The sequence below is a fragment of the Sphingobacterium siyangense genome, from assembly GCF_023277505.1.
Lineage (GTDB): Bacteria > Bacteroidota > Bacteroidia > Sphingobacteriales > Sphingobacteriaceae > Sphingobacterium > Sphingobacterium siyangense.
The window spans coordinates 5,573,547-5,595,725 of the sequence record NZ_CP080574.1 but is presented as its reverse complement, the minus strand read 5'-3'; the positions used below and the strand labels follow the sequence as shown (position 1 = coordinate 5,595,725).

Genomic DNA, 22,179 nt, shown 5'->3' with positions numbered 1-22,179 from the left:
AAGAGATGATGACAATCAGGGCTAGAATAGCCGTTATTTTTATTGCTGCATTATTTTTGGGCTATGGCTTATACCAAGGGCATTATCAAACTGCTGTACTGATAGCAGGCGGAATAGGCTACTTGATTTGGAGTCATTTTAGAGAAGGGTCCGTTTTTTTGGCAACGCAGGCTTTTCATAGGCAAGATTATGAAAAGACAAAAAATTTGCTAGCTGAGATAAAGAATCCGGACGCACTTCGTAAAGGCAGACGTAATTTCTATGAATTTATGATGGGAAATATTGCGCTTAAAGAGGAACGTGTCGATGAGGCCGAATATCATTTTCAGCTAGCTTCACGTCTGCCTTGGAAAAAAGATAATGAAAAGGGTATGGTGATGATTAATCTGGCAAATATAGCGCTGCGAAAGTTGGATTATGAAAGAGCGAGAGCTTATACAGATGTTGCCAATAAGTTACATCTGACGGCTAGACAGAACAGCATTATTACAAAAATAGAAAACGAAATTTCAAAACATTTATAGTGAGTACTACTTTACAAAACGACTTATTGATTAAAGCTGCATTTTCGCAGCAAACGGAAAGACCTCCTGTGTGGATGATGCGTCAAGCTGGACGCTTTATGAAGGAATATTGGGATATCAAGAATAAATATTCCTTTTTGGAGATGTGCAAAACACCAGAAATTGCTGCGGATGTCACTATGCTTCCGGTAGATTTGTTAGGCATTGATGCAGCTATTTTATTTTCTGATATTTTAGTTACAGCTGAAGCCATGGGAGGGGATTTGTCCTTTGAACAAGGTGTAGGGCCTCGTTTTTCTAATCCTGTTCGTTCTGTAAAGGATGCTGAAGATTTGTCTACCAACTGTTTGGATAAATTACAGTATGTTGCTGATGCAATCAAGGTTATTCAACAACGTCTTGACAGCCGTATCCCTTTGATTGGTTTCGCGGGAGCACCATTTACAATTTTAAGTTATTTGGTTGAAGGTGGATCTTCAAAAGATTTTAAGTTAACGAAGTTGATGTTGAATAATCAGCCTGAGTTGGCACATATGATCCTTCAAAAGATCGCAGATGTAACGGTTGAATATCTTAACATGCAGATCGCAGCTGGAGTAAATGCAATTCAATTATTTGATAGCTGGGCCCTGGCTTTATCCTGGAATGATTACCGTGATTTTTCGCATTATTATAATAAGCAGATTATCGCTAAGTTGAACCGTAAGGATATTCCTGTCATTTCCTTTTGTAAAGGATCTTCTGTTTTTGCACCAATGATGGTCGAAGCGCAACCTGATGTTGTTTCTATCGATTGGAATGCAGATTTAAAAAATATTAAACAATCTCTGCCACAGGGTATTGCTGTTCAAGGAAATTTGGATCCATTTGTTTTGTATGCAGATAAACCTGTTATCAAGAAGAAGATTATCGAATTATTTGAGCGCATGAGAGGTGAAAATGGTTTTATCTTTAACTTGGGACATGGTATCATGCCAGATATTCCTTTTGATAATGTAAAATATGCCATTGAGGTTGTAAAGGAATTTAGCTATTAGTTTGCTATCTACTTCAAAAACAAAAACGACTTGCCTTTCGCAGGTCGTTTTTGTTTGCCCTATATTTAATCTATTTCGGTTGATATAGCACTTTTGTATATTGGATGTAAGATTTGCGCAATTGATGTTTGGACGTATTGAATGCTATTAACTTTTCTTATTTTTGTAACTATGGTCTATTTATATGCAAAAGCAGTTCATATTATCTTTGTGATTTGTTGGATGTCAGGTCTGTTTTATATGCCTCGACTCTTTATATATCATACAGAAGCTAAGGACAAGAGTCAAGAAGCGTTTGATGTTTTGCATAAAGAATTCAGTAAGATGGAAAAATTACTGTGGTGGGTTATTACTACTCCTGCGATGTACATCACAGTCTTTTCTGCACTAGTTATGTTATGCTATTCCCCTGGTTTATTATCCATGGGGTGGATGCATGTAAAACTGACATTCGTTCTGGGTATGATTATCTATCATTTTACCTGCCAGAAGATTATGTTCAAATTGAGTCGTCAAGAATCCAAATTAACTTCAACAAATCTCCGTTTGTTTAATGAAGTCGCAACAGTTTTATTATTCGCTATTGTTTTTACTGTTGTCTTAAAATCGGCACTGAACTGGATATTTGGCGTTTTGGGACTCTTAATTTTATCCATTGCTTTAATGATGGCCGTAAAACTTTATAAGAAGTACCGGAACAAGAAAGCATAAGAAAATGTTAAATTCTTTGGTTTCTTAATCCTTTTTTATTCTGTGTAGTCGAAGGATTATAAATTGAATCGGATTATGCACAGGAAAATTTTGGTTATGGTCTCGTTGCTTATTGTCGCAACGGCTGGGTTTGCGCAGCGATACAGACCTTTTGGAGGGGCATTAAACATCTATTCTACAGATGTCCCATTTTTTCTTTATATCAACAACGTTTTGTATAATAATAGGGCTTCCACGGATATTAGGGTATCCAATTTGACGAGTCGTCGTTATGATTTGCGTATTGTATTTGCTGACAGACAGCAACGCACATTGAATGGCAGTGGTGTGCAACTTGTCAATAGAAATGGACAGTATATGAATGTGGTATTTTCTGTCAGTAGCAGAGGCGGAAATAGGGGGATTATCCTGGAATCCATGAATCCTGTTGATCGGTATAACAACGGTAATTATCGTGAGGATTTACCGTATAATAACCAGGATGGATATAGTAATGAACAAGGTAATGAGCGATACAGACAATCGGAAGATCGTGATGATTTGCCAAACAATAATCGTGGGGGATATAATAATGATCAATATAGGCAGTCAGAAGACGCTAAGGTTTATCGTAACGGTGTAGCGAATCAAGGAGGATATGCTGAAAATGAAGATAATGATCTGTCTGATGCCGGAGTAATGAATAAGACGAATTCCAATCGATTGAACGATCTATTAAATCAGAAGGAAAACGATCAGGATAGACTTGCTGTAGCTGCTCAGGAATTAAAAAGTATGCGCCTAAGTGTTGGTGAAATTGTTGATTTAATGGAACTTTTTATACGAGATGATAATAAACTGGCCTTTGCCAAATATGCTTATCCAACCTGTGTGGATAAACAGAATTATGAGAAAGTAGGGGAGGCCTTATCGTTCAGTTCAACAAGGGAAAAGCTAGTGGATTTTTTGAAAAAATAAAAGGAGCATTTTGCTCCTTTTTTATTCACCGCCAAAGCAGATATATTTTAATTCCATATATTCATCCAAACCGTATTTAGATCCTTCACGACCTACACCAGATTGTTTTACTCCACCAAAAGGAGCTGCTGCATTTGAAATAAGGCCTGTATTGACACCTACCATGCCAGCCTCTAGCTGTTCAGCAACACGAAAACAGCGATTTATATTTGTACTATAAAAATAGGAGGCTAGTCCAAATTCAGTCGTATTGGCCATTGCAATTCCCTCTTCTTCTGTTTTGAAACTGAAAAGGGCGCAAATCGGACCAAAAGTCTCCTCTCGGAATATAAGCGCTTCTTTCGGAACGTTGGTCAGCACAGTTGGCTGGAAAAATAGATCTTTGATAACCTTTCCTCCAGTAGCCAATTCGGCACCATGATTTAATGCATCTTGTACATGATGCTGTACTTTCTCTAGCCCTTTTGCATTGATTAAGGGGCCTACCTGGACGCCTTTGTCAAGTCCATTACCTACTTTCAATTTACTGACAGCATGGCTAAGTTTCATCGAAAATTCATCATAGACATCTTCTTGGATTAAAAACCTATTGATGGAAACGCAAGTTTGCCCTGAGTTTCTAAATTTTCCGGCAATGGCTCCTTCGACAGCAGCAGCAATATCCGCATCGTTAAAAACCAAAAAGGGAGCATTACCACCGAGCTCCATAGATACTTTTTTAATGTTAGAGGCTGATTGTTCTATGAGTGTTTTTCCGACTTCGGTAGAGCCTGTGAAAGATAGTTTTCTTATCAGGTCGTTTGTAGCTAGTTCTTTGCCGATACCAACACTATCTTTTCCTGTAATTACGTTAAAAACACCCTTCGGAATCCCTGCATCTTCAGCCAGTTTAGCCAATGCTATAGCAGAAAATGGGGTTTGGGAGGCCGGTTTTAGCACAACGGTACAACCAGCCACCAAAGCTGGAGCAACCTTTCGGGTGATCATCGCTAAAGGAAAATTCCAGGGTGTAATTGCGGCTACGACACCTACACCTTGCCTAATCGTTATCATTCTACTTCCTTTTTTATGGGTAGGTATGGTTTCACCATAGGCTCTTTTTCCTTCTTCTGAAAACCATTCTACGAAAGAACTACCGTAGTCAACCTCTACCCTCGATTCGCTTAGCGGTTTGCCGCTTTCTAGGGTCATGATTTCCGCAAGATCGTCTTTATAGTGTTGAATAAGATCGTACCATTTGCGGACGATGTTGCAACGTTCCAGTACCGTTGTGTTTTTCCAGCTTTTCCATGCCTTGTCAGCATCAATTATGGCTTTAGTACAGTCAACTACTTTTAAATCTGGCAACGAAGCAATAACTTTTCCTGTTGCAGGATTTACCACATCAAATGTGTGTTTTGACTTGATAAATTTCCCATTGATATAGGCACTGTCAATTAAAAGTGTATTTTTCATCGATGTAAATTTAATTGTCACAAGTATAATTAGAAGATTTCTGAACTAAACTTCACTTCAATAAGATTACTGTTTGTTCAAATGAATCTTTCTCGCTCAGATTTTGAAGGTATCGTACAAAATTCATTTTTTCCAAACCATCGATAGCGGTTTTTAGCAAAATAATCATAAAGCGCATCTCTCCACGAAAGTGGTAAAATCTTTAGTAAATAACATGTAATGTAAGGGAAGCCCAATTGCTTACAAATCTTTAAAATAGCTTCACTTTTGAGATAGGTACCAGCTGGAGATAGGAAGACGATGGAATCAGTATTTTTGGGAATATTTGTTAGCGCGGTCCGGGCAAATTCAGACTGCAAGGAACTAAATAAGAATTTCTTTCTGCGATCGATCCTTAATAATAGTTGAACAAAGTGATTACAGATCAAGCAATCACCATCGAAAAAGATGATATATCTCCCTTGTTGTTCCATATTATAAAGTTACTTCTATTTATTGAAAGTACTGCCATAACAAGATCATAAATGGAAGCGATTTTATCATCATTGGGGTTTAATTCTCTATGTTAAAAAAGGCGGTGTTTCCAATAGAAATACCGCCTTTTTTACTTCCTTTTTATAGATTTTTCATGATTGTATGTCCCATACGATCTCTTTTAGTTTTTAAGTACTCTTCATTAAAGGGATTTGCCGTTATTTCAATAGGTACATTTTCTATGATTTCAAGACCATAACCTACTAGGCCAGCACGTTTTGTCGGATTATTTGACATAAGACGCATTTTTGTGACACCAAGATTTCTAAGAATCTGGGCTCCTACACCGTAGTCTCTTAAATCTGCCTTGAACCCTAATTGCACATTGGCGTCTACCGTATCCAAACCATTTTCTTGTAATTTGTAAGCATGTAGCTTATTGATCAGTCCAATACCGCGACCTTCTTGATTCATATAGACAATAACACCTTTACCTTCTTGCTGGATCATTTCCATTGCTTTGTGCAATTGAGGGCCACAGTCACAACGGCAAGAACCAAAAATATCACCCGTAACACAAGAGCTGTGCACCCGTACTAAAATAGGTTCATCTTCATTCCACTCGCCTTTGTAAAGCGCTAAATGTTGTTCGCCAGTGTCCTTTTGTGTAAAGGCTTTCATTTTAAAATCACCATATTGCGTTGGCATATTAACAGTGACTTCTTCATTGATTAAAGAGTCGTGCTTAAGACGGTATTCAATTAGATCTTCAATACTAACGATCTTTAAATCAAATTTTTTAGCAACTTCCATTAGTTCCGGAAGTCTGGCCATTTCACCATCTTCTTTTAGAATCTCAACCAATACACCCGCTGGTTCAAATCCTGCTAATCGAGCGAGGTCAACTGTAGCTTCAGTATGTCCTGTACGACGTAATACACCACCATCTTTCGCTATGAGTGGGAAAATATGTCCTGGTCTACCTAATTCTTCATAATGTATATTAGGATCGATCATTGCTTTAATTGTTTTCGAACGGTCCGATGCAGAAATACCGGTTGTACAACCATATCCCTGTAAGTCAATGGAAACTGTAAAGTTCGTTTCATACACCGCTGTATTCTGTCCCACCATTAAGTCAAGGTGTAATGCATCTGCTCTTTCTTTTGTAATTGGGGCACATACTAGTCCACGACCGTGAGTCGCCATAAAGTTGATGATTTCGGGAGTTGCGTTGCGGGCAGCAGTGACAAAGTCTCCTTCATTTTCGCGATCTTCGTCATCCACGACGATTACTACTTTTCCTGCTTGTATATCAGCGATCGCTTCTTCGATCGTGTTTAATTTGAAATCCATTTATTGATATATTGTAATTGGTACAAAGTTAGTGTAGAATCTAAATTTATTTATAATAGCGTTGTCACAATCTAATGTGATTCTTTTAATTTGTTCTTTTTTGCAAGCTTTTCCTTAATCCACTTCCAAGCGGCTTCTACTTTTAATTTATATTGATCAATATCAAATAAGGCAGAATCAGTCGTCGACTTGTACGTTAGAAAAGCGGCTAATGGTGTTAAGACAATAATGGCCATCCACATGCCTACGGCTGATGATATAGCACCATCTTTCGCTGTTTTTTCTGCTACTGTAGAGATAATGTGATAGATCAGAAAGAAAATGATAGCCATCACGACCGGAAGACCAAGTCCACCTTTTCTGATAATGGCTCCTAGTGGAGCTCCGATTGCAAATAGTAAAAGACAGGAGACAGCTAGGGTAAACTTGCGATGCCATTCAATCCGATAGCGTATATCTTTCGATTTGTAATCTTTAAACTCAAGTGTACGTCCATTCAGATCTTCCTTTAAATAATTCAATTGGTTTAATGCATTCATGGTGATCTGTGCCCGTTGTTCTTGGGGAACCAGATCGGTAAGCAAATTTTTAAAAGGTTTGATCTTAGTTTCTTTGACCTTTGGCTGTCCAGGTTGATTCGCACTAAAATATTTCGAATAGATATTATATCGGGTGTCTAATGTACGGACGATCGCTTTTCCCATACTGTCTATCTTAATATGGTTGGAATCGATGTACATGTCTAACTGTTTCAGGTTTAACATGGCGTGGTGGCTCTTGAAGAGATTTTCATCCGTTTTACCTTGTTGAAAACTTCCCATATCAAACTTTTGCTCTGTTTCCTTGAACTTAAATCGCGTAAATTGCTGACGTGGATCGTAGGTTTTGGAGTTTTTAGTCCGTGCTTCCTCATAGCGGATACCATCCTTAAGTTTTAGGATCATATAATTGTTGTCAGGAGAGTTATAGATATACCCTTCTTTCGCCATAAGTACATTATTGGCTGTGTTACCGCCACGATGATCATAAATCATCAAGTCATAGAGAATTGTTCCCGCTTTATTTTTTCCTCTAGCGCGGATCGAGTAACCTGGGATGGTGTTGTTAAAGATTCCGGGTTTGATGAGGAAATCTGCCTTTTTATTACGTACATCAGTAAGTAGCGTACCCATTTTTAGATTCACTACGGGGAGAATATAGTCGGAGAACAGAAAAGAACTTGTTGCGAAAATTGCAACGAGTATAAATAGTGGGGTCATCGCTTTACGTAAAGATACGCCTGCAGCTTTGATCGCAACTAATTCATAGCTTTCACCCAGATTTCCGAAAGTCATAATGGAGGAAAGGAGCATGGATAAAGGCATTGCCATTTGGATTTGAACAACGCATTGATATCCAATTAGCTCCATGATCGTATACCATTCAAATCCTTTTCCAATCAAATCATCAATGTACTTGAATAGGAAAAGCATCAATAAGACAAACATCACAATAAAGAATGTGACAATAAATGGTTTTATGAAAGCTTGAAGAATAAGTAAATGAACCTTTTTCATCCGTGACGCAAAGCAAATTGATGCCTTTACATTAAGGCATCTTCCAACTAAGAGTTCCAGCTGGAGCTCTTAGTGGAAATATATTGCAAAGATAGGCTTTTTTATGCACCTATAACACTTTGAAGATAGACTATTGAATTTTTCCAAATTAACTTTCTATTTTCAAGGTCTTCTTCTTTAGCGTAATCTGTTATTTTAAGAGCAACATCATTTGTTAGTTCGTCTTGATCGATCTCCAGATCGAAATAATAGGGATCATCATCGAGCCATTTAAAGCGTACAGATTTATTTTCTCTCGATGCTACAATTTTTGCTCGGTGAGGTTCATCATCCCAAATGAAAGTATAAACGGTGTCTTTATAGTTTACATCATCTGCAAACCATTGTGCCAATTCGTTTGGTTCTTGCAAATACGGAAATAAAATTCTAGGTGAAGAGTTGATGATATATTCTAGTTGGAATTTTATTTTATCTGCCATAAAAATGTTTTTTTAAATTTTAGTTTGTTTAAATCAAAAATAAGCTATATTTGCATTCCCAAAATGGCGGGGTAGCTCAGATGGTTAGAGCGTTGGATTCATAACCCAAAGGTCGGCAGTTCGATTCTGCTCCCCGCTACAAATCTCTTCCAAAATTGCTTTTTACTGCATCAACTTATTATTTGTAATAATACATATTTATTTTGTTATTGCAAGTTTTTTTGTAAAAAGTTGCCCCTGTTTTTTGATAAACATGTTGTTTTTAGGACTATCAATTTTTTCAACTACTGTTTCTATTTTTCAATGATAAATTTATTGAGTTAAAAATGAGTTTGTTGCGTTTAATGCGAGTTTTAAATAGGTCAGAATTGGTAAAAAAATAAAAAAATCTTTTGAATTGACATACGAAGTGGTATATTTGCATACCGAAACGGCGGGGTAGCTCAGATGGTTAGAGCGTTGGATTCATAACCCAAAGGTCGGCAGTTCGATTCTGCTCCCCGCTACCAAAAGCATCAGTCTGTTAAGATTGATGCTTTTTTTATGATTGTATGTATTTCCTTTTTATCGCATTACCTTTTTTTCGCCGCCCACAAGAGTACATCTATCTTTGTATTGTTTTATGGATAATATTTAAATAATGAATATAAGACCTATACTAACCCTATTCTACTTTTTTATCTGCTATCATGTTTTTGCACAAGAAGGCACAATAAGCCATGTCGTTACACATCAACGGAAAACCATTCTATGTGATGCACAGAAAGGGGAGAATTCCTATCCAGCTTGGGGGGTATTTCCGAAAGAAAACTATCCTGTAAGAAAGGTTACTATGTTTGTTACCCTTGGGAGCCCAGATAGTTTGCGCACAGCGCATTGGGATTATTTGGATCACATCGTATTGCGTCGTAAAGGAGGAAAAAATGGAGCTGTGCTAAATTATGAATTAGGAAGAATGCTTACGCCATATGGTAGTATCTACAATAAAGGATGGAGTTGGAAATGGCAGGTCGATGTAACTGATTTTGCTCCTTTCTTAAGGGATAGCGTGGAAATTGTCTATACTCATTCTGGTTTTGAGGACAAGACTGTAGGGTGGGCACTTACTGTAGATTTTGAAATTTTATCAGGTCCACCAGTCGTTACCCCATTGGGAATAACAGCGCTGTGGAATAAAGCATATAAATATGGGGATGTTAACGAAAAGATAGCAGAAAATCTACTACCAATAACATATACCTCGAGTCCGGGAGCAGCATTGAGCCGAATACGTATTCAGCATACAGGGCATGGTATGGATAAACCACGTGGCTGTAGTGAATTCTGTAGCCGATGGCGCGAACTCACCTTCGATGGAAAGACTGTAGACAGACGTGATATGTGGAAGAAATGTGGAGGTAATCCACTTTATCCACAAGGCGGTACCTGGGTACATGACCGCGCATATTGGTGTCCTGGAGATTTACAGCAGCCTGATTTTATTGATGTATTTACTAGAGTTGGCACTCATCAAGTTGCCTTACAGATGGAACCCTATACAGCGACAGACAATGTACAGGCTGTCGAAAATATATCGGCTTACTTGTTTCAATATTCAGCCCCTAAACAAAAGGTAGATGTTGCAGTCGAGTCAATAATGGTTCCAAGTGATGAACAGCGTTTCTCTAGATTAAATCCGGCGAGTGCTGGCCCAAGGATCTCTTTCAGAAATTTAGGTGCTGACCCGATTCGATCCCTAGAAATTGTTTATGGCACGAAGGGATTTCCTGTCAAAACTTTCCATTGGAAAGGTAATCTTTCTTTTAATCAAGTTGCAGAAGTTATACTACCCGGAGAAATACAGGAAAAAGATCGGGAGAATGTATTCACGGTGTCACTTCTTAAGCCTAATGGAAAGCCGGATGCATGGCCCACAGACAATAAGGCGGAAAGCGTCTTTACAGCTCTGCAGAAATTTCCCACTGATTTTATTTTGGAGTTTACGACCAATAATAAACCAGCGGATAATCGTATATTTCTAATTAATGCAAAGCAGGATACGGTCTTTTGTAAGACAGGCTCTCAACTGGCTGCGGCAACAATGTATAGAGATACTTTACATCTTAATGAGGGAAATCACTCACTCTCTTTGGTTGATACTGCAGGTAACGGACTGCAGTTTTGGGCACAACCTGAAAATGGTGATGGTCATTTACGGATTTTCGATCTGAAAGGAAACCTTATTCATGCTTTTGAAAGCGATTGTGGAAATGGCGAAATGTTTAGTTTCAATGCCAAAAGTGAATTTGAGATGAACACAATTTCAACGCAATATGCCTTCTCACTTTATCCAAGGTCGGTTGTGGATAAGACGCAACTGAGCGTATTGTCCAATAAACAGAGTGAGATGATAGTGCTTTTTATGGTTGATGGCGTTTTGTGGCAAAAACATGAATACAAATCCATTCAACAAGCTGTCCTGAGCTTTGATCTGAGCCACCTACCTCCAGGAAGAATAATCGTTGAAGTTCTGATGGATGGTATGAGCCGATTTAAAGGACGGATAAATAAAAGATAAGCGGATAAAGAAAAGCACGAAGATATTTTGTGCTTAGATTTTGATTAAACAGATAAAAAAGCTCCATTAATGGAGCTTTTTTATCTGTTTAATCAATTGTCGTCGTAAGCTAAGCCTTTCCAGTCTTCTCTCTGTAGGTACTTCAGCATAAAAAAGAATACGACCCATGCAAGTCCGGCTAAGATCCAAATTAGAGTTTCATAGTGGAAAATTGTTTTATGTAAGTATCCCAAAATACCTAATAGGCCTAATATCAGTAGATTATTTATTGCTTTTGAATTGGATTGACTAGCCTTAGAAAACGGATAGTTTTTGACAATAAAAAGCATAATCAGAATACTTTCGATACCGCCGACCGCGGAAGATAATAGCAGATCATTAATAGAACTGAGACCAAATAGCGGTACACAGATAGAAAGAAACAGTATGTTGAACGGTAAAACATATTTAATAAGACATGCTTTGAGAACTCCAGTCATCAGTTGTCCCGGTTTTTGTATCGGCGTCACATGGTAGACCCAGGCCGCTTTATATTTATTACTTTGCGTGATAAGCTGGAAAACGGTTAATATGGTCAATAACGAAAGATAAAACATAATGATATACAAGCCCGAATCCCGAAGTTTCGCGATTTTGCCAGCTATTGGGAGATCATCTCCTGTACGTAGAAATAAAAAGACAAAATAAATAGGTAGATAAGCCAACGAAGGGTATAGCTGTTGCTTAAATTCTCTCGTTTTAGAACTTATCAGCCATACAATGCCAAATCCAGCCTCTTCAACAGGGGATGAGCAAACGCTCGAAGAGATCCTTTTATATAGCGGTAATTTGGAGGGATTATCTCGGGTTAATTGTGAAGTTTCACTAGGGAGGTTATCGGCACTTGCTAGTGCAGCTATTTTTGTATTAAATCCACTTGAAAACAGCTTAGCACAAGCGTAGATACCAGCAAAGGGAGTTAGTATTCCCAGTGTTGATAAGATGACTAAATGTACATTGTGGTTACCAAAAAGTAATGGTTGGAATGATGCAATCCAGGTACTTGGGAATATCCAAAGAAATCTGAGCTGTTCCATCGTTAAATGAGATTCCACAATAGATTGGATCAAATTTGGGCCAACATAATAGGATAGAAAAAGAACCAGTGAGAGACCGATCTGTATATAAGTAATTACATCTTTAAACTTTTGGATGGGGAGATATTTGATGCTAATCAGATAAAATCCATTGACAAATATCAGCGCGATTAAAGTGCTTAGTATAAGCTGCAGGCATAAAAGAAAGACGGAGACGATATCCCAATTGAATAATGCATAAATAAGCACAGGTAAGGTCAACGCAATTACTTGATTAAAAAGCTTGATTGCAATAAAAGTTATTCGGGAAATAGCTAAAGTCTTGTCATTAACTGGTCTAGGCATAATGATATACTGATCCCGGGTATCTAATAATATGGGAGAAAAATCGGATACCAACGTAATGCTTAACATGCTAATGAAACTGAGTAGCATAATCGAAACGGCTAAGTACCTATCTGGAATAGAAAAAATAATTACCATGAATATCAGGCCAAAGATGAGATACAATAAGAATTGTAAAATCGATGACGAAGAAGAGGATTTCCCTGAGCTACGTTTCCTAAAGCTAATCGGCTTTCTGTTCTCTAAGATTACTTTGGTTTCTAAGATGATCTTAAACTGTTCATAATTGATGCCCAAGCCTTTCCAAACCCCACGAAAAAGAAGGATAAATTTTAAGATAAATTTTTCCATGTTATTGAATTGCTGTAATGATATTGGAAGCGTCTAATGCACTGTTGCCTGTATTGGTTAATTTAGCAAATATATGCTCCAATGATTCGTTAGGATCTGTTTTTAGTTCCTCAATCGTACCATCCGCAATGATGCTGCCCTGATTTATCAGTAAAATCCGATCAGATACTTTTTCAACAACGTCCATCATATGTGAACAATAGAAAATTGTTTTCCCTTCTTTTGCAAGTAATGAGATAAGTTCTTTGACAAAGATAACAGCATTGGCATCGAGTCCAGACAATGGTTCATCCAGTACGATGATTTGTGGGTTATGAATAATTCCTGAAATTAAAAGTACTTTTTGACGCATTCCTTTGGAGAAGGTATCCATCCTATTATTTGCATTAGATTCAAGACCGAAGGCTGTTAGCAGTTTTAAGGAACGTTCTAAAATCAAATTATCTTCCATTCCATAGAGTTTACCTATAAAATCCAAGTATTCCATGGGAGTCAGGACGTCATATAATTCTGCGTTCTCGGGAACATATCCCAATAGTGCTTTTACTGCAAGTGGATCTTCTTGAATATTGATGCCATTAACTTCTACAGTGCCTGTGAAATCTTCGATTAGTCCTGTTAATATTTTAACGGTAGTGGATTTGCCAGCACCATTTGGGCCAATATACCCGATAACTTGACCTGGGAATATGTCAAGGTTGATTCCTTTCAATATTTCTTTTACTCCGTATGATTTTTTTAGGTCAACAATACGGATGAGAGGTAATATACTTTCCATATGATTATAATCTTCAAAGTAAACTTACATAAAAAATTGGAGTTATAGTTTCCAATTGAAAAGTATATATTTAATACTCTTGAGAAGAATATCTCTATTTTAATCAATAGAAAAGGGACCTTTTGGTCCCTTCAAAACTATGTTATTTTCGGAAAAACTACCTGTTGTTTTTGGGATATCCCTCTTCATCAAGATCATCTCTCAGATCTTCTTCGTTCTCGGCTAATTTCTTGTCCAAAGGGGATAGCCGTTCATGTTTAAAAGTCTCAATTCGCATGTTAGCTTTATCTAGATCTTCTTCTTCGAGCTCATCTTGTGTTGCATATTCATCTCCGACAAATGGATTAGAATCATCGTATGTTGAATCATCATCAATTGAGCCCTCAGCTACTGTATCATAGTCGGCGGGGTGGTCATAATCTGGGTCATTATCATCGACATCCATTTCATAACTGTCAAGCTCTTCATTGAAAGCAAGGTCCTGATCCATATCGGAATAGTCTTCTTCGACTTTCCCATTTTTATGCTCTTTTTTTGACATAATCCTACTCATGTTATTCATTTGTAAAACAGTTCTCAAAAAAAAAAGTTTTGAATTTATTCGGCAAAACTATTATTCCAAAAGTATTAAGAGATTCTGGGTTCGAATATCCTTCTGAAAGATAAAAATACAAAAAATGATTAAAGCATTAAAACAATGTAATTATATGTTTGTTCTATCTTAAAATAGGGACTATGATCTTCAAGCGTTTAAATTATCAGACTTTACAGAGTTTACGCCTACAAGGCTACAATATTTTATTGACCATTGGTCGAGCTGAAGACGAGAACCCAATTTATTTCCCGATGAAATTGGATTCTTTTAATTCCAGTACCTCAAATTTTGAAAGTGATGATGCAGATACCTTTCAAGGAAAAAAGATTCTTATTTTGGATGAGGCCATTCAACGCTCCTTAAATCATGATCTTAATGGTATAATCCAGCTTGACAATTAAGCACTATTTTTAGTTCTTTTATAAGAGCTGGGTGTAATGTTTCTTTTCTTCTTATAGAAATTGGTTAGGTGACTTTCATCATTAAATCCTAATTCTTCTACAATTTGTTTCATTGTGTATCTGTTGGATGCTAATCTCTCTTCAATTAGTTTAATACGAATATCATCTATATATACTTTGTAGCTTTTTGAATATCTTTTTTTAAAAAATGCCCCAAAATAATTTGCTGAAATTTGGAACTGATCTGCGATTGACCTGATTTGCAATTTATCCGGGAAATAAATATTTTGCTGTATGTATTGATCGATTTCTTGAGACATTTCATATGACTCGTTAATAGGTAGCTCCAGATCCTTCAATATATTTTCGACTAAAGCGAAGAGGGACATTATCTGGTGGAATATAAAAATTGATTCTGCTGTATCTTCACACTCATATTGTTGAATCAGAGATATTACCCGCTCGATTAGTTTTTTATTTTCCTTTTTAAGCGATAGGCTTTTATTTAATAAAGTCTTCGAGTTGAAGATATCAATAGGATTGTGTGAAAGTCTGAAATTTTGTTGTATAAAGTGCAGGTCTTTAAAATAGGAGTTTGAGAAATAGAGTACAAATGCGGTTGTATCCTTTTTTGTCTCAAGTGTTTCGAAATCTTTATTCAAAAAAAGTAAATTCTCTTTTGAAAATTTTAAGTTATTTCCTTTCGATACGAGTGTGCCTTCGGATATATAAACTAACGCAAAATCAAAACCTGTTTTGTTTAGTTCTAATTTTTGTTTGTGTTTGATTTTTTGAGATTCGAAAGATAAATTCATCATATGTACAGACCCTATTGGAAAATAATCGCTACAAACCTAAGAAAAATGAATTAAAGACTTTACTTTTTCCTCGCTTAAATCTACATGGATTACAGTTATGTATTCACAATAAAATATAAATCATTCGTTGTTTTAAACGGTTATCAAGTGCTTTTTGCATTTCTGGTCATTTTTTCAATAGTATCCCATTGATCTTCAGGAATAATATCTAATCCATTGAACTCTCCAGCCCCCTTAAGCCATTCGCCACCATCTATCGTGATAACATCTCCGTTGATATAACTCGCATAATCGGATACCAGATAGGCCGCGAGGTTAGCTAATTCCTCCAGTTTGCCCAAGCGGCCTAAGGGGATACGTTTGGTAGGTGAGAGGAGTTCGCCTAACTCGCCCGGGAGTAACCGTTCCATGGCGCCCGAAGTTTGGAATGGACCAGGAGCTATAGCGTTGAGTCTTATTCCTTTTTTTCCCCATTCTACAGCTAGAGATCTGGTTAGCGCAAGAACTCCGGCTTTAGCAGTTGCAGAAGGAACAACATATCCCGAACCCGTCCAAGCATAAGTTGTTACGATACTGAGTATAGCTTTATTCTGTTCATTTGCCTCAATCCATCGTTTGCCCAGCGCTAGGGTATAGTTTATACTCCCTTGGAGCACGATACCAATAACAGATTCGAAAGCTCGGTGGCTTAAACGTTCGGTAGGCGAGATAAAATTTCCAGCAGCATTGTTTATGAGGATATCTATCCCCCCAAAATGTTCATATCCATAGGAAACGACGCGTTCGACATTTTCATAATTTCGCACGTCTCCAGCTACTGCAAGACATTTTGCCTGATGTTTTTCCGATAATTCGTTTGCTGTATGTTGTATAACATCATCTTTGCGGCTTGTGATCAGGCAAGAGGCGCCAAGCTCGAGAAAGTAATCTGTCATGGCTTTCCCTAGACCTGTACCACCACCCGTAATCAAAATTCGTTTTCCTTTTAACGCGTTTTCCTTTAACATGCCCATATGCTGTCCAGTTTTTATGTATCCTTAAGTTACACAAATTTGGGATAAAATAAAAGCTACGGTGGAGCGGATAAAAATAGTTCAGGAATAAATGGAGGTAGAGATATAAACAAAAGCAGGAGCTATTCATCGAATAGCTCCTGCTTTAAAATTTCCATTCTGAATGGGAATGGAAGTATGCTTATGCGCCTAATTGTACGCGTTTGAAAGCAGTTACAGTCAATCCTTTAGAAACAGAATCTAAGAATTGAGCGATGTTTTTAGAAGAATCTTTTACGAATTCTTGATTTAACAAAGTTGTATCTTTGAAGAATTTGTTCAATTTACCTTGCGCAATTTTCTCAGCCATTTCAGCTGGTTTTCCTTCAGCGATGATTTGTTCTTTAGCAATGGCAATTTCACGCTCGATTGTGTTTTGATCAACACCATCTTTGTCAATTGCAATTGGGTTCATTGCAGCAATTTGCATTGCTACATCTTTACCAGCTTCTTCAGCGCCAGCTGCATCAGCAGAAAGACCTACTAATACACCTAGACGGTAGTTCCCATGGATATAAGCAATAACTTTTTCAGCAGTGATAGTTTCGTATTTAGAAACGTCAATTTTCTCACCAATTACACCAGTTTGCTCGATTAAAGAATCAGCGATGTTTTTGCCATCAAGTTCCAAACCTTTTAATTCTTCCAAAGAAGCAGGTTTATTGTTTAATGCAAGATCTGCAATTTTTTCAGCGAAAGCTACGAAGTCTGCGTTTTTAGCTACGAAGTCAGTTTCACAGTTAACTTCAACTACGATACCTGATTTACCATCAGCAGTCGCTTTAGCGATGATAACACCTTCGTTAGAGTCGCGATCTTGACGGCTAGCAGCTACTTTAGCGCCTTTTTTACGCAAGTAATCTACAGCAGCTTCAAAGTCACCATTAGACTCAACCAAAGCTTTTTTACAATCCATCATACCAGCGCCAGTTTGTTGACGCAATTTGTTTACATCTGATGCAGAAATTTGTACTGACATGTTTATTTCTTTTTATTATTATTTACGACTGAAATTTGTACAATATTAACTTAAAACATGTTAAGCTAATATGAAGTTTAACATTCCTTGATAAACAAGTGTTGTTAAACCAAAAAACCGGACAGAGAGGCTAGTTCAAGAAAAGTAAACTTTTCCAGAAACTAACGCTACGCCATCCGGTTTGGAATAAAAATATTATTCTCCGTCTTTCGCTTTGCGAGGACGTTTAGCTTCTGAAGCTTCACCATTATCAGCTTTTGCTTTAGCAGCAGCAGCATCTTTTTCAGCTTCTTCTTCTTTGTCGCGTTTGCGCTCGTCCAAACCTTCTTGGATTGCTTGACCAATGATACCGGCGATTAAGCTAATAGATTTACTAGCGTCATCATTTGCTGGGATTGGGAAATCAATATTTGAAGGATCAGAGTTTGTATCTACCATTGCAAAAGTAGGGATGTTCAATTTCATTGCTTCAGAAACAGCGATGTGTTCTTTTTTCACATCGATGATGAATAAAGCAGCTGGTAAACGGTTCAAATCAGCGATACCTCCTAAAAGGTTTTCTAATTTGATACGCTCACGTTGAATCATCAACTTCTCTTTTTTAGACAATACATCGTATGTACCATCTTTTTGCATTTTGTCAATGTTAGACATTTTTTTGATAGACTTACGAACTGTAGCGAAGTTTGTAAGCATACCACCTAACCAACGCTCAGTTACAAAAGGCATATTAACCTCTTTTGCTTGTTGTGCGATGATCTCTTTTGCTTGTTTTTTCGTTGCAACGAATAAAACTTTGCGACCTGATTTTACGATTTGTTTGATAGCTGAAGCAGCTTCTTCTAATTTCGTAAGAGTTTTGTTCAAGTCAATGATGTGGATACCGTTACGTTCCATGAAAATGTACTTAGCCATTTTCGGATCCCATTTACGTGTAAGGTGACCAAAGTGCACACCTGCATCCAATAAATCTTGATAAGTAGTTCTTGCCATTTTTTGATCCTCCTTTGATTAACGTTTACTGAATTGGAATCTTCTACGAGCTTTACGACGTCCTGGTTTCTTACGTTCAACCATACGGTCATCACGTGTTACTAAACCTTTAGCGCGTAATGCAGGTTTAACTTCTGGGTTAAGTTCAACCAAAGCTTTTGCGATCGCTAAGCGAACAGCTTCTGCTTGACCTTTAACACCACCTCCGTTAACGTTTACTTTTACATCAAAGTTTGCTAATTCACCAGCTACGTTCAATGACTGTGTAGCGATGTATTGCAAAGGTAATGTTGGGAAATACTCTTTGTAGTCTTTACCGTTTATGATAATGTTTCCGCTACCAGCAGTTAAGTAAATGCGGGCAACAGCAGTTTTTCTTCTTCCTGAAGTGTTAGTTGTTGACATGACGATTCTCCTTAAAATTTAACTGGTTTTGGATTTTGTGCTTCATGCTTGTGCTCAGTACCAGCATAAACGTAAAGGTTTTTAAACAATTGACGACCTAAACGGTTTTTAGGAAGCATACCACGAACAGCTTTTTCAATGATGCGTTCAGGGAATTTAGCCATTAACTCTTTTGGAGAAACAAAGCGTTGACCACCTGGGTATCCAGTGTAGCGAACGTAAACTTTGTCGCCTAATTTGTTTCCTGTCAATTTGATTTTGTCCGCATTGATAACGATCACGTTATCTCCGCAGTCTACGTGAGGGGTGAATGTAGGCTTATGCTTACCACGAATTACTTTCGCGATGTTGCTCGCCAAGCGCCCCAAAATCTCTCCTTCAGCGTCAACAACGATCCACTCTTTGTTAACGGTGTTCTTGTTGGCAGAGACAGTTTTGTAACTTAACGTATTCACTTGCTTTTGTTTAAATAATTTATTAAAATATTTTTCCTTCCCTTATCTCAAGGGTCTGCAAAGGTACATCTATTATTCTATATTTTAAAATCTATTTTGCTTATTTTGTTGAAAACGAGTTGAATTTCAAACGAGCCCCACTAATCTCAATATTTTTACAACTTCCTCGAATGAATATTGTTACATTAGTTAGTATATTGCAGGAAGAATTTTTAAATTATTATAGCGGAAGTAGATGAGATTGAATTTTTTAGATAAACGATTTTTTTTAAGTTTTATTGGTGTATTTCTAATAGCACTGGGTTCATTAAAGGCACAATCTTCGGATAAAAAACCTAAACCTTACGATGCACGATTCAAAAACGTACAGGAAATATTGAAGCAAGGGAAAATTGGTCCAGGGATGGATTCTTTGGACGCCATACTCGCGGATTACCCACAAGCAGATGATATCTATTTTACAAAGGCAATCCTTCTTGCACAGATGAGAAATCAAGATGGAGCAATCGAAGCCATAAAAGAAGCGTTGAATATTCAGTCTAAGCCTGAATATCTAAGTTTTGCCGTAGATGCGTTTAAAAGTAAAAACGAGGCGGATAGTGCTTTAATCTATCTCGATAAGTTGATAGATCAAGATGACAATAATACAGCCTCACTAAAACGGGAGCGTATCATGCTCCTTTTCAATGGCGGATACAAGGATGTGGCTTTGGAGTATTTCTATAAAACCAAAGAGATTGCAGTCGCTTCTGATACATTGGACATGGTTGGTAGTGTCTTGTTAAATGATGCTGGTAATTATAAAGCGGTCATTGATCTTTTGAAACCCTGGGCAGACAAAGGAACTTCGCTGGCTCAAGTATATGGTCAATTAGCACAAGCTTATAATCTTTCCAAAAACTCGAAGCTTGCATTGGACTATATTAATAAAGGAATTCAGACAACAAAAGAGGATTTTCTTTATTTCGATTTGGCTGATCTCTATCGATTTGATAAAAAGATGAAATTATCTTTCGATGCACTTAAACAAGGATTTCAATCTAAGAAAGTTGACTTTGCAGATAAGAATCGGATTATAATGACCTTGTTGAATCCGAAAGGCCCCTATTCAAAAGACCAACTTTTGGAACTGGTCAATATCTTGGTTGAAGTTCATCCACGTATTGCCGAAAGCCATATGGCAAAGGGACAAGTGTTATGGTTGAGAGATGATAAGTCAGCCGCTCAAAGTTCGCTAGCAGTTGCAGTGAGTATGAACCCTTATCAAATTGATGCTTGGCGGATGCTGATGAGTTTGGATATGGACAAAGGCGAATTTGATCAAGCCATTGCACATGGTGGGGAGGCGCTACACTATGTGGCCAATAATGCAACCATACTCTATTTTACAAGCATGGCCTATTTGATGAAGAAAGACATGGAGAATAGCCGGAAGTTTATGGAAGCCGCACTTAATAATGCACAGGATGAATCACCTTTTCTACAGGCAAATATTTATGGCGGATTAGGTGATATTTATAATTCACTTAAGATGTATAAAGCCTCTGATGCGGCTTATATCGAAGCTATTCGATTGGATAGTACAAATGTGACGGCCATGAACAATTTAGCATACTATTTGTCGTTAAGAAAAGAACGACTTGATGATGCTACAAAGTATGCAGCAATGGCGACGAAATTGCAGCCCAATAATGGAACTTTTGAAGATACCTATGCTTGGGTACTTTTCGCAAACGGAAAATATGATGATGCGCTGGTGTGGATTCAAAAAGCGTTAAAAAATACAAATCCGCAAACGTCTGTATTGCTGGAGCATTACGGCGACATTCTTAGTAAGTTAGGGAAAACAACAGATGCCGTTAAGCAGTGGAACCTGGCTTTAGAAAAGGGGACTGATACGGAGGAGAGTAAGCTGAAATTGAAAAAGAAGATTGAGACTAAAAGCTATGTGGAATAAAATTGTTTGGGTTAGTGCTGTTGTGTTGCTGCTTTCTTCTTGTAGTTCTAAGAAGAAGCTACTAAAAGGTGCTGATCTGAAAGCTGAAAATGAGTTGACGATAAAAGATAATACAAGGGAAGCAAAGAAAAATAGCTTACGTAATCTTTTTTTGACTAATTTGAATTATTCTACTTTTTCTGGAAAAGCAAAAATGCGTCTCGATCTTGGGAAGGATAATTATGATGTCACTTCCACTATTAGAATAGAGAAAGATAAAAGGATTTGGATTTCCATTTCTGCCACACTGGGTATAGAAGTTGCCCGGGTATTGATAACTCCAGACAGTGTACAAATCTTAAATAAATTTCAGAGCGAATATATGGTTAAGCCATTTGACTATCTATATCGTTTTGCCAGCCCGGATTTAACTTTCGGGAACCTACAAGATTTGTTGCTTGCAAATCTTTCGGTGAATCTATTGTCCGATATTGATCAGGTTAATTTTAAGCAGGATTCGATGTCTGTCCAGTTAGATGGCAAACTGAATGAACTAGATTTTTTATATAAATTAAATAATAACAATAGGCCTTATCAATTTAGATTAGCGCAACTTTCAAAGAAACAGTTGTTGGAAGCCAATTACGGCGAATATGCCATGGCTTCTGGGCAGGAATTTCCGATGCTTTTAAAAATGATCATTTCTGATGGTCGTCAAGAGATAAAAACAGAGATAAATTTTAACAAAGTGACTTTTAATGAACCGGTCGAAATGCCTTTTTCAGTATCGTCACGTTATAAAGTAATCCGATGAGAAGCTGTCTATTTCCTTTAGATTTATTACTTTCGCAATTAGTTTGCTAAAGTATAGGGTGAATTGATAGGATAG

22 protein-coding genes and 2 tRNA genes are annotated in these 22,179 nt (G+C 37.3%); 10 read left to right on the top strand and 14 right to left on the bottom strand.

The genetic code is table 11. The features are described from left to right. Positions 1–5: 5 nt before the first annotated feature. The 4 genes from K2F45_RS23650 (at position 6) to K2F45_RS23635 (ending at position 3,229) form a co-directional block, all read left to right on the top strand. Complete coding sequence (locus K2F45_RS23650; protein ID WP_231585185.1) at positions 6–524, top strand: hypothetical protein; 519 nt, start codon at positions 6–8, stop codon at positions 522–524. Next, entirely contained in the window at positions 524–1,561 is a 1,038-nt protein-coding gene (gene hemE, locus K2F45_RS23645; protein ID WP_088162929.1) for a uroporphyrinogen decarboxylase, read from the top strand. The genes K2F45_RS23650 and hemE overlap by 1 nt, the downstream gene beginning before the upstream one ends. Positions 1,562–1,702: 141 nt before the next feature. Further along, positions 1,703–2,272 (top strand): CopD family protein, encoded by a 570-nt coding sequence (locus K2F45_RS23640; protein ID WP_312352403.1) that lies wholly within the window; start codon positions 1,703–1,705, stop codon positions 2,270–2,272. A gap of 75 nt (positions 2,273–2,347) precedes the next feature. Further along, complete coding sequence (locus tag K2F45_RS23635; protein ID WP_248932533.1) at positions 2,348–3,229, top strand: proline and serine-rich protein 1 family protein; 882 nt, start codon at positions 2,348–2,350, stop codon at positions 3,227–3,229. A 21-nt stretch (positions 3,230–3,250) separates the two neighbouring features. On the opposite strand, the gene K2F45_RS23630 is transcribed toward K2F45_RS23635, so the two are convergent. The 5 genes from K2F45_RS23630 to K2F45_RS23615 form a co-directional block, all read right to left on the bottom strand. After that, positions 3,251–4,684 carry an NAD-dependent succinate-semialdehyde dehydrogenase gene (locus K2F45_RS23630; protein WP_075994160.1) on the bottom strand — a complete coding sequence of 478 codons (1,434 nt, stop codon included), beginning with the start codon at positions 4,682–4,684 and terminating at the stop codon, positions 3,251–3,253. 77 nt (positions 4,685–4,761) lie between these two features. Next, positions 4,762–5,157 carry a thiol-disulfide oxidoreductase DCC family protein gene (locus K2F45_RS27550; protein ID WP_075994159.1) on the bottom strand — a complete coding sequence of 132 codons (396 nt, stop codon included), beginning with the start codon at positions 5,155–5,157 and terminating at the stop codon, positions 4,762–4,764. Between the two features lie 142 nt (positions 5,158–5,299). Further along, positions 5,300–6,514 (bottom strand): bifunctional 3,4-dihydroxy-2-butanone-4-phosphate synthase/GTP cyclohydrolase II, encoded by a 1,215-nt coding sequence (locus K2F45_RS23625; protein WP_075994158.1) that lies wholly within the window; start codon positions 6,512–6,514, stop codon positions 5,300–5,302. A 71-nt stretch (positions 6,515–6,585) separates the two neighbouring features. Then, entirely contained in the window at positions 6,586–8,070 is a 1,485-nt protein-coding gene (locus tag K2F45_RS23620; RefSeq protein ID WP_088162927.1) for an LptF/LptG family permease, read from the bottom strand. A gap of 101 nt (positions 8,071–8,171) precedes the next feature. Then, positions 8,172–8,549 carry an START-like domain-containing protein gene (locus tag K2F45_RS23615; protein WP_046671984.1) on the bottom strand — a complete coding sequence of 126 codons (378 nt, stop codon included), beginning with the start codon at positions 8,547–8,549 and terminating at the stop codon, positions 8,172–8,174. Between the two features lie 65 nt (positions 8,550–8,614). Between K2F45_RS23615 and K2F45_RS23610 the strand changes: the two genes are divergently transcribed. From K2F45_RS23610 to K2F45_RS23600, 3 genes are all read left to right on the top strand, one after another. Further along, positions 8,615–8,688: transfer RNA gene (locus K2F45_RS23610), tRNA-Met, on the top strand. A 293-nt stretch (positions 8,689–8,981) separates the two neighbouring features. Then, positions 8,982–9,058 (top strand) — tRNA-Met (locus K2F45_RS23605). Between the two features lie 131 nt (positions 9,059–9,189). Then, positions 9,190–11,106 (top strand): peptide-N-glycosidase F-related protein, encoded by a 1,917-nt coding sequence (locus K2F45_RS23600; protein ID WP_088162926.1) that lies wholly within the window; start codon positions 9,190–9,192, stop codon positions 11,104–11,106. Positions 11,107–11,198: 92 nt separating this feature from the next. Here the strand turns inward: K2F45_RS23600 and K2F45_RS23595 are convergent, their stop codons facing one another. From K2F45_RS23595 to K2F45_RS23585, 3 genes are all read right to left on the bottom strand, one after another. Beyond that, positions 11,199–12,878 carry a hypothetical protein gene (locus tag K2F45_RS23595; protein WP_088162925.1) on the bottom strand — a complete coding sequence of 560 codons (1,680 nt, stop codon included), beginning with the start codon at positions 12,876–12,878 and terminating at the stop codon, positions 11,199–11,201. Between the two features lies 1 nt (position 12,879). Beyond that, positions 12,880–13,656, bottom strand: coding sequence for an ABC transporter ATP-binding protein (locus K2F45_RS23590; protein WP_088162924.1), 777 nt, complete (start codon positions 13,654–13,656; stop codon positions 12,880–12,882). Between the two features lie 157 nt (positions 13,657–13,813). Beyond that, a complete protein-coding gene (locus tag K2F45_RS23585; protein ID WP_232475617.1) occupies positions 13,814–14,209 on the bottom strand; it encodes a hypothetical protein in 396 nt (131 codons plus the stop codon). A gap of 182 nt (positions 14,210–14,391) precedes the next feature. Between K2F45_RS23585 and K2F45_RS23580 the strand changes: the two genes are divergently transcribed. Continuing rightward, the gene (locus K2F45_RS23580; protein ID WP_088162922.1) at positions 14,392–14,652 is read left to right on the top strand and encodes a hypothetical protein; all 261 of its coding nucleotides are present in this window, start codon (positions 14,392–14,394) and stop codon (positions 14,650–14,652) included. Here the strand turns inward: K2F45_RS23580 and K2F45_RS23575 are convergent. The 6 genes from K2F45_RS23575 to rplM all read right to left on the bottom strand — a co-directional run bounded on the left by K2F45_RS23575 (position 14,649) and on the right by rplM (position 19,354). Further along, on the bottom strand, positions 14,649–15,470 hold the full coding sequence (locus tag K2F45_RS23575) for a helix-turn-helix domain-containing protein (RefSeq protein ID WP_088162921.1): 822 nt from the start codon (positions 15,468–15,470) through the stop codon (positions 14,649–14,651). The two genes, K2F45_RS23580 and K2F45_RS23575, sit on opposite strands and share 4 nt — an antisense overlap. A 143-nt stretch (positions 15,471–15,613) precedes the next feature. After that, complete coding sequence (locus tag K2F45_RS23570) at positions 15,614–16,477, bottom strand: SDR family oxidoreductase (RefSeq protein WP_145328036.1); 864 nt, start codon at positions 16,475–16,477, stop codon at positions 15,614–15,616. Positions 16,478–16,664: 187 nt separating this feature from the next. Continuing rightward, on the bottom strand, positions 16,665–17,501 hold the full coding sequence (gene tsf / locus K2F45_RS23565; protein ID WP_075994150.1) for a translation elongation factor Ts: 837 nt from the start codon (positions 17,499–17,501) through the stop codon (positions 16,665–16,667). Positions 17,502–17,696: 195 nt separating this feature from the next. Continuing rightward, a complete protein-coding gene (rpsB, locus tag K2F45_RS23560; RefSeq protein WP_075994149.1) occupies positions 17,697–18,494 on the bottom strand; it encodes a 30S ribosomal protein S2 in 798 nt (265 codons plus the stop codon). Positions 18,495–18,512: 18 nt separating this feature from the next. Further along, positions 18,513–18,899: a 30S ribosomal protein S9 gene (rpsI, locus tag K2F45_RS23555; protein WP_070563091.1), complete on the bottom strand. Its 387-nt coding sequence runs from the start codon at positions 18,897–18,899 to the stop codon at positions 18,513–18,515. Positions 18,900–18,910: 11 nt separating this feature from the next. After that, on the bottom strand, positions 18,911–19,354 hold the full coding sequence (gene rplM, locus K2F45_RS23550) for a 50S ribosomal protein L13 (protein WP_046671993.1): 444 nt from the start codon (positions 19,352–19,354) through the stop codon (positions 18,911–18,913). 235 nt (positions 19,355–19,589) lie between these two features. Between rplM and K2F45_RS23545 the strand changes: the two genes are divergently transcribed. Both K2F45_RS23545 and lolB1 read left to right on the top strand, forming a co-directional pair. Next, on the top strand, positions 19,590–21,311 hold the full coding sequence (locus K2F45_RS23545; protein WP_088162920.1) for a tetratricopeptide repeat protein: 1,722 nt from the start codon (positions 19,590–19,592) through the stop codon (positions 21,309–21,311). Then, positions 21,301–22,104 (top strand): lipoprotein insertase outer membrane protein LolB1, encoded by an 804-nt coding sequence (gene lolB1, locus K2F45_RS23540; protein WP_088162919.1) that lies wholly within the window; start codon positions 21,301–21,303, stop codon positions 22,102–22,104. The genes K2F45_RS23545 and lolB1 overlap by 11 nt, the downstream gene beginning before the upstream one ends. Positions 22,105–22,179 lie beyond the last annotated feature (75 nt).

Excerpts from the sequence above, each read along its gene's own strand:
- tsf (WP_075994150.1), bottom strand. The coding sequence starts at position 17,501 with ATGTCAGTACAAATTTCTGCATCAGATGTAAACAAATTGCGTCAACAA.
- K2F45_RS23585 (WP_232475617.1), bottom strand. The coding sequence starts at position 14,209 with ATGAGTAGGATTATGTCAAAAAAAGAGCATAAAAATGGGAAAGTCGAA.
- rpsB (WP_075994149.1), bottom strand. The coding sequence starts at position 18,494 with ATGGCAAGAACTACTTATCAAGATTTATTGGATGCAGGTGTGCACTTT.
- K2F45_RS23640 (WP_312352403.1), top strand. The coding sequence starts at position 1,703 with ATGCTATTAACTTTTCTTATTTTTGTAACTATGGTCTATTTATATGCA.
- K2F45_RS23580 (WP_088162922.1), top strand. The coding sequence starts at position 14,392 with ATGATCTTCAAGCGTTTAAATTATCAGACTTTACAGAGTTTACGCCTA.
- K2F45_RS23615 (WP_046671984.1), bottom strand. The coding sequence starts at position 8,549 with ATGGCAGATAAAATAAAATTCCAACTAGAATATATCATCAACTCTTCA.
- lolB1 (WP_088162919.1), top strand. The coding sequence starts at position 21,301 with ATGTGGAATAAAATTGTTTGGGTTAGTGCTGTTGTGTTGCTGCTTTCT.
- K2F45_RS23620 (WP_088162927.1), bottom strand. The coding sequence starts at position 8,070 with ATGAAAAAGGTTCATTTACTTATTCTTCAAGCTTTCATAAAACCATTT.
- K2F45_RS23635 (WP_248932533.1), top strand. The coding sequence starts at position 2,348 with ATGCACAGGAAAATTTTGGTTATGGTCTCGTTGCTTATTGTCGCAACG.
- K2F45_RS23625 (WP_075994158.1), bottom strand. The coding sequence starts at position 6,514 with ATGGATTTCAAATTAAACACGATCGAAGAAGCGATCGCTGATATACAA.
- K2F45_RS23650 (WP_231585185.1), top strand. The coding sequence starts at position 6 with ATGATGACAATCAGGGCTAGAATAGCCGTTATTTTTATTGCTGCATTA.
- K2F45_RS23630 (WP_075994160.1), bottom strand. The coding sequence starts at position 4,684 with ATGAAAAATACACTTTTAATTGACAGTGCCTATATCAATGGGAAATTT.
- K2F45_RS23590 (WP_088162924.1), bottom strand. The coding sequence starts at position 13,656 with ATGGAAAGTATATTACCTCTCATCCGTATTGTTGACCTAAAAAAATCA.
- K2F45_RS23545 (WP_088162920.1), top strand. The coding sequence starts at position 19,590 with ATGAGATTGAATTTTTTAGATAAACGATTTTTTTTAAGTTTTATTGGT.
- K2F45_RS23600 (WP_088162926.1), top strand. The coding sequence starts at position 9,190 with ATGAATATAAGACCTATACTAACCCTATTCTACTTTTTTATCTGCTAT.
- K2F45_RS23595 (WP_088162925.1), bottom strand. The coding sequence starts at position 12,878 with ATGGAAAAATTTATCTTAAAATTTATCCTTCTTTTTCGTGGGGTTTGG.
- rpsI (WP_070563091.1), bottom strand. The coding sequence starts at position 18,899 with ATGTCAACAACTAACACTTCAGGAAGAAGAAAAACTGCTGTTGCCCGC.
- K2F45_RS27550 (WP_075994159.1), bottom strand. The coding sequence starts at position 5,157 with ATGGAACAACAAGGGAGATATATCATCTTTTTCGATGGTGATTGCTTG.
- K2F45_RS23570 (WP_145328036.1), bottom strand. The coding sequence starts at position 16,477 with ATGTTAAAGGAAAACGCGTTAAAAGGAAAACGAATTTTGATTACGGGT.
- K2F45_RS23575 (WP_088162921.1), bottom strand. The coding sequence starts at position 15,470 with ATGATGAATTTATCTTTCGAATCTCAAAAAATCAAACACAAACAAAAA.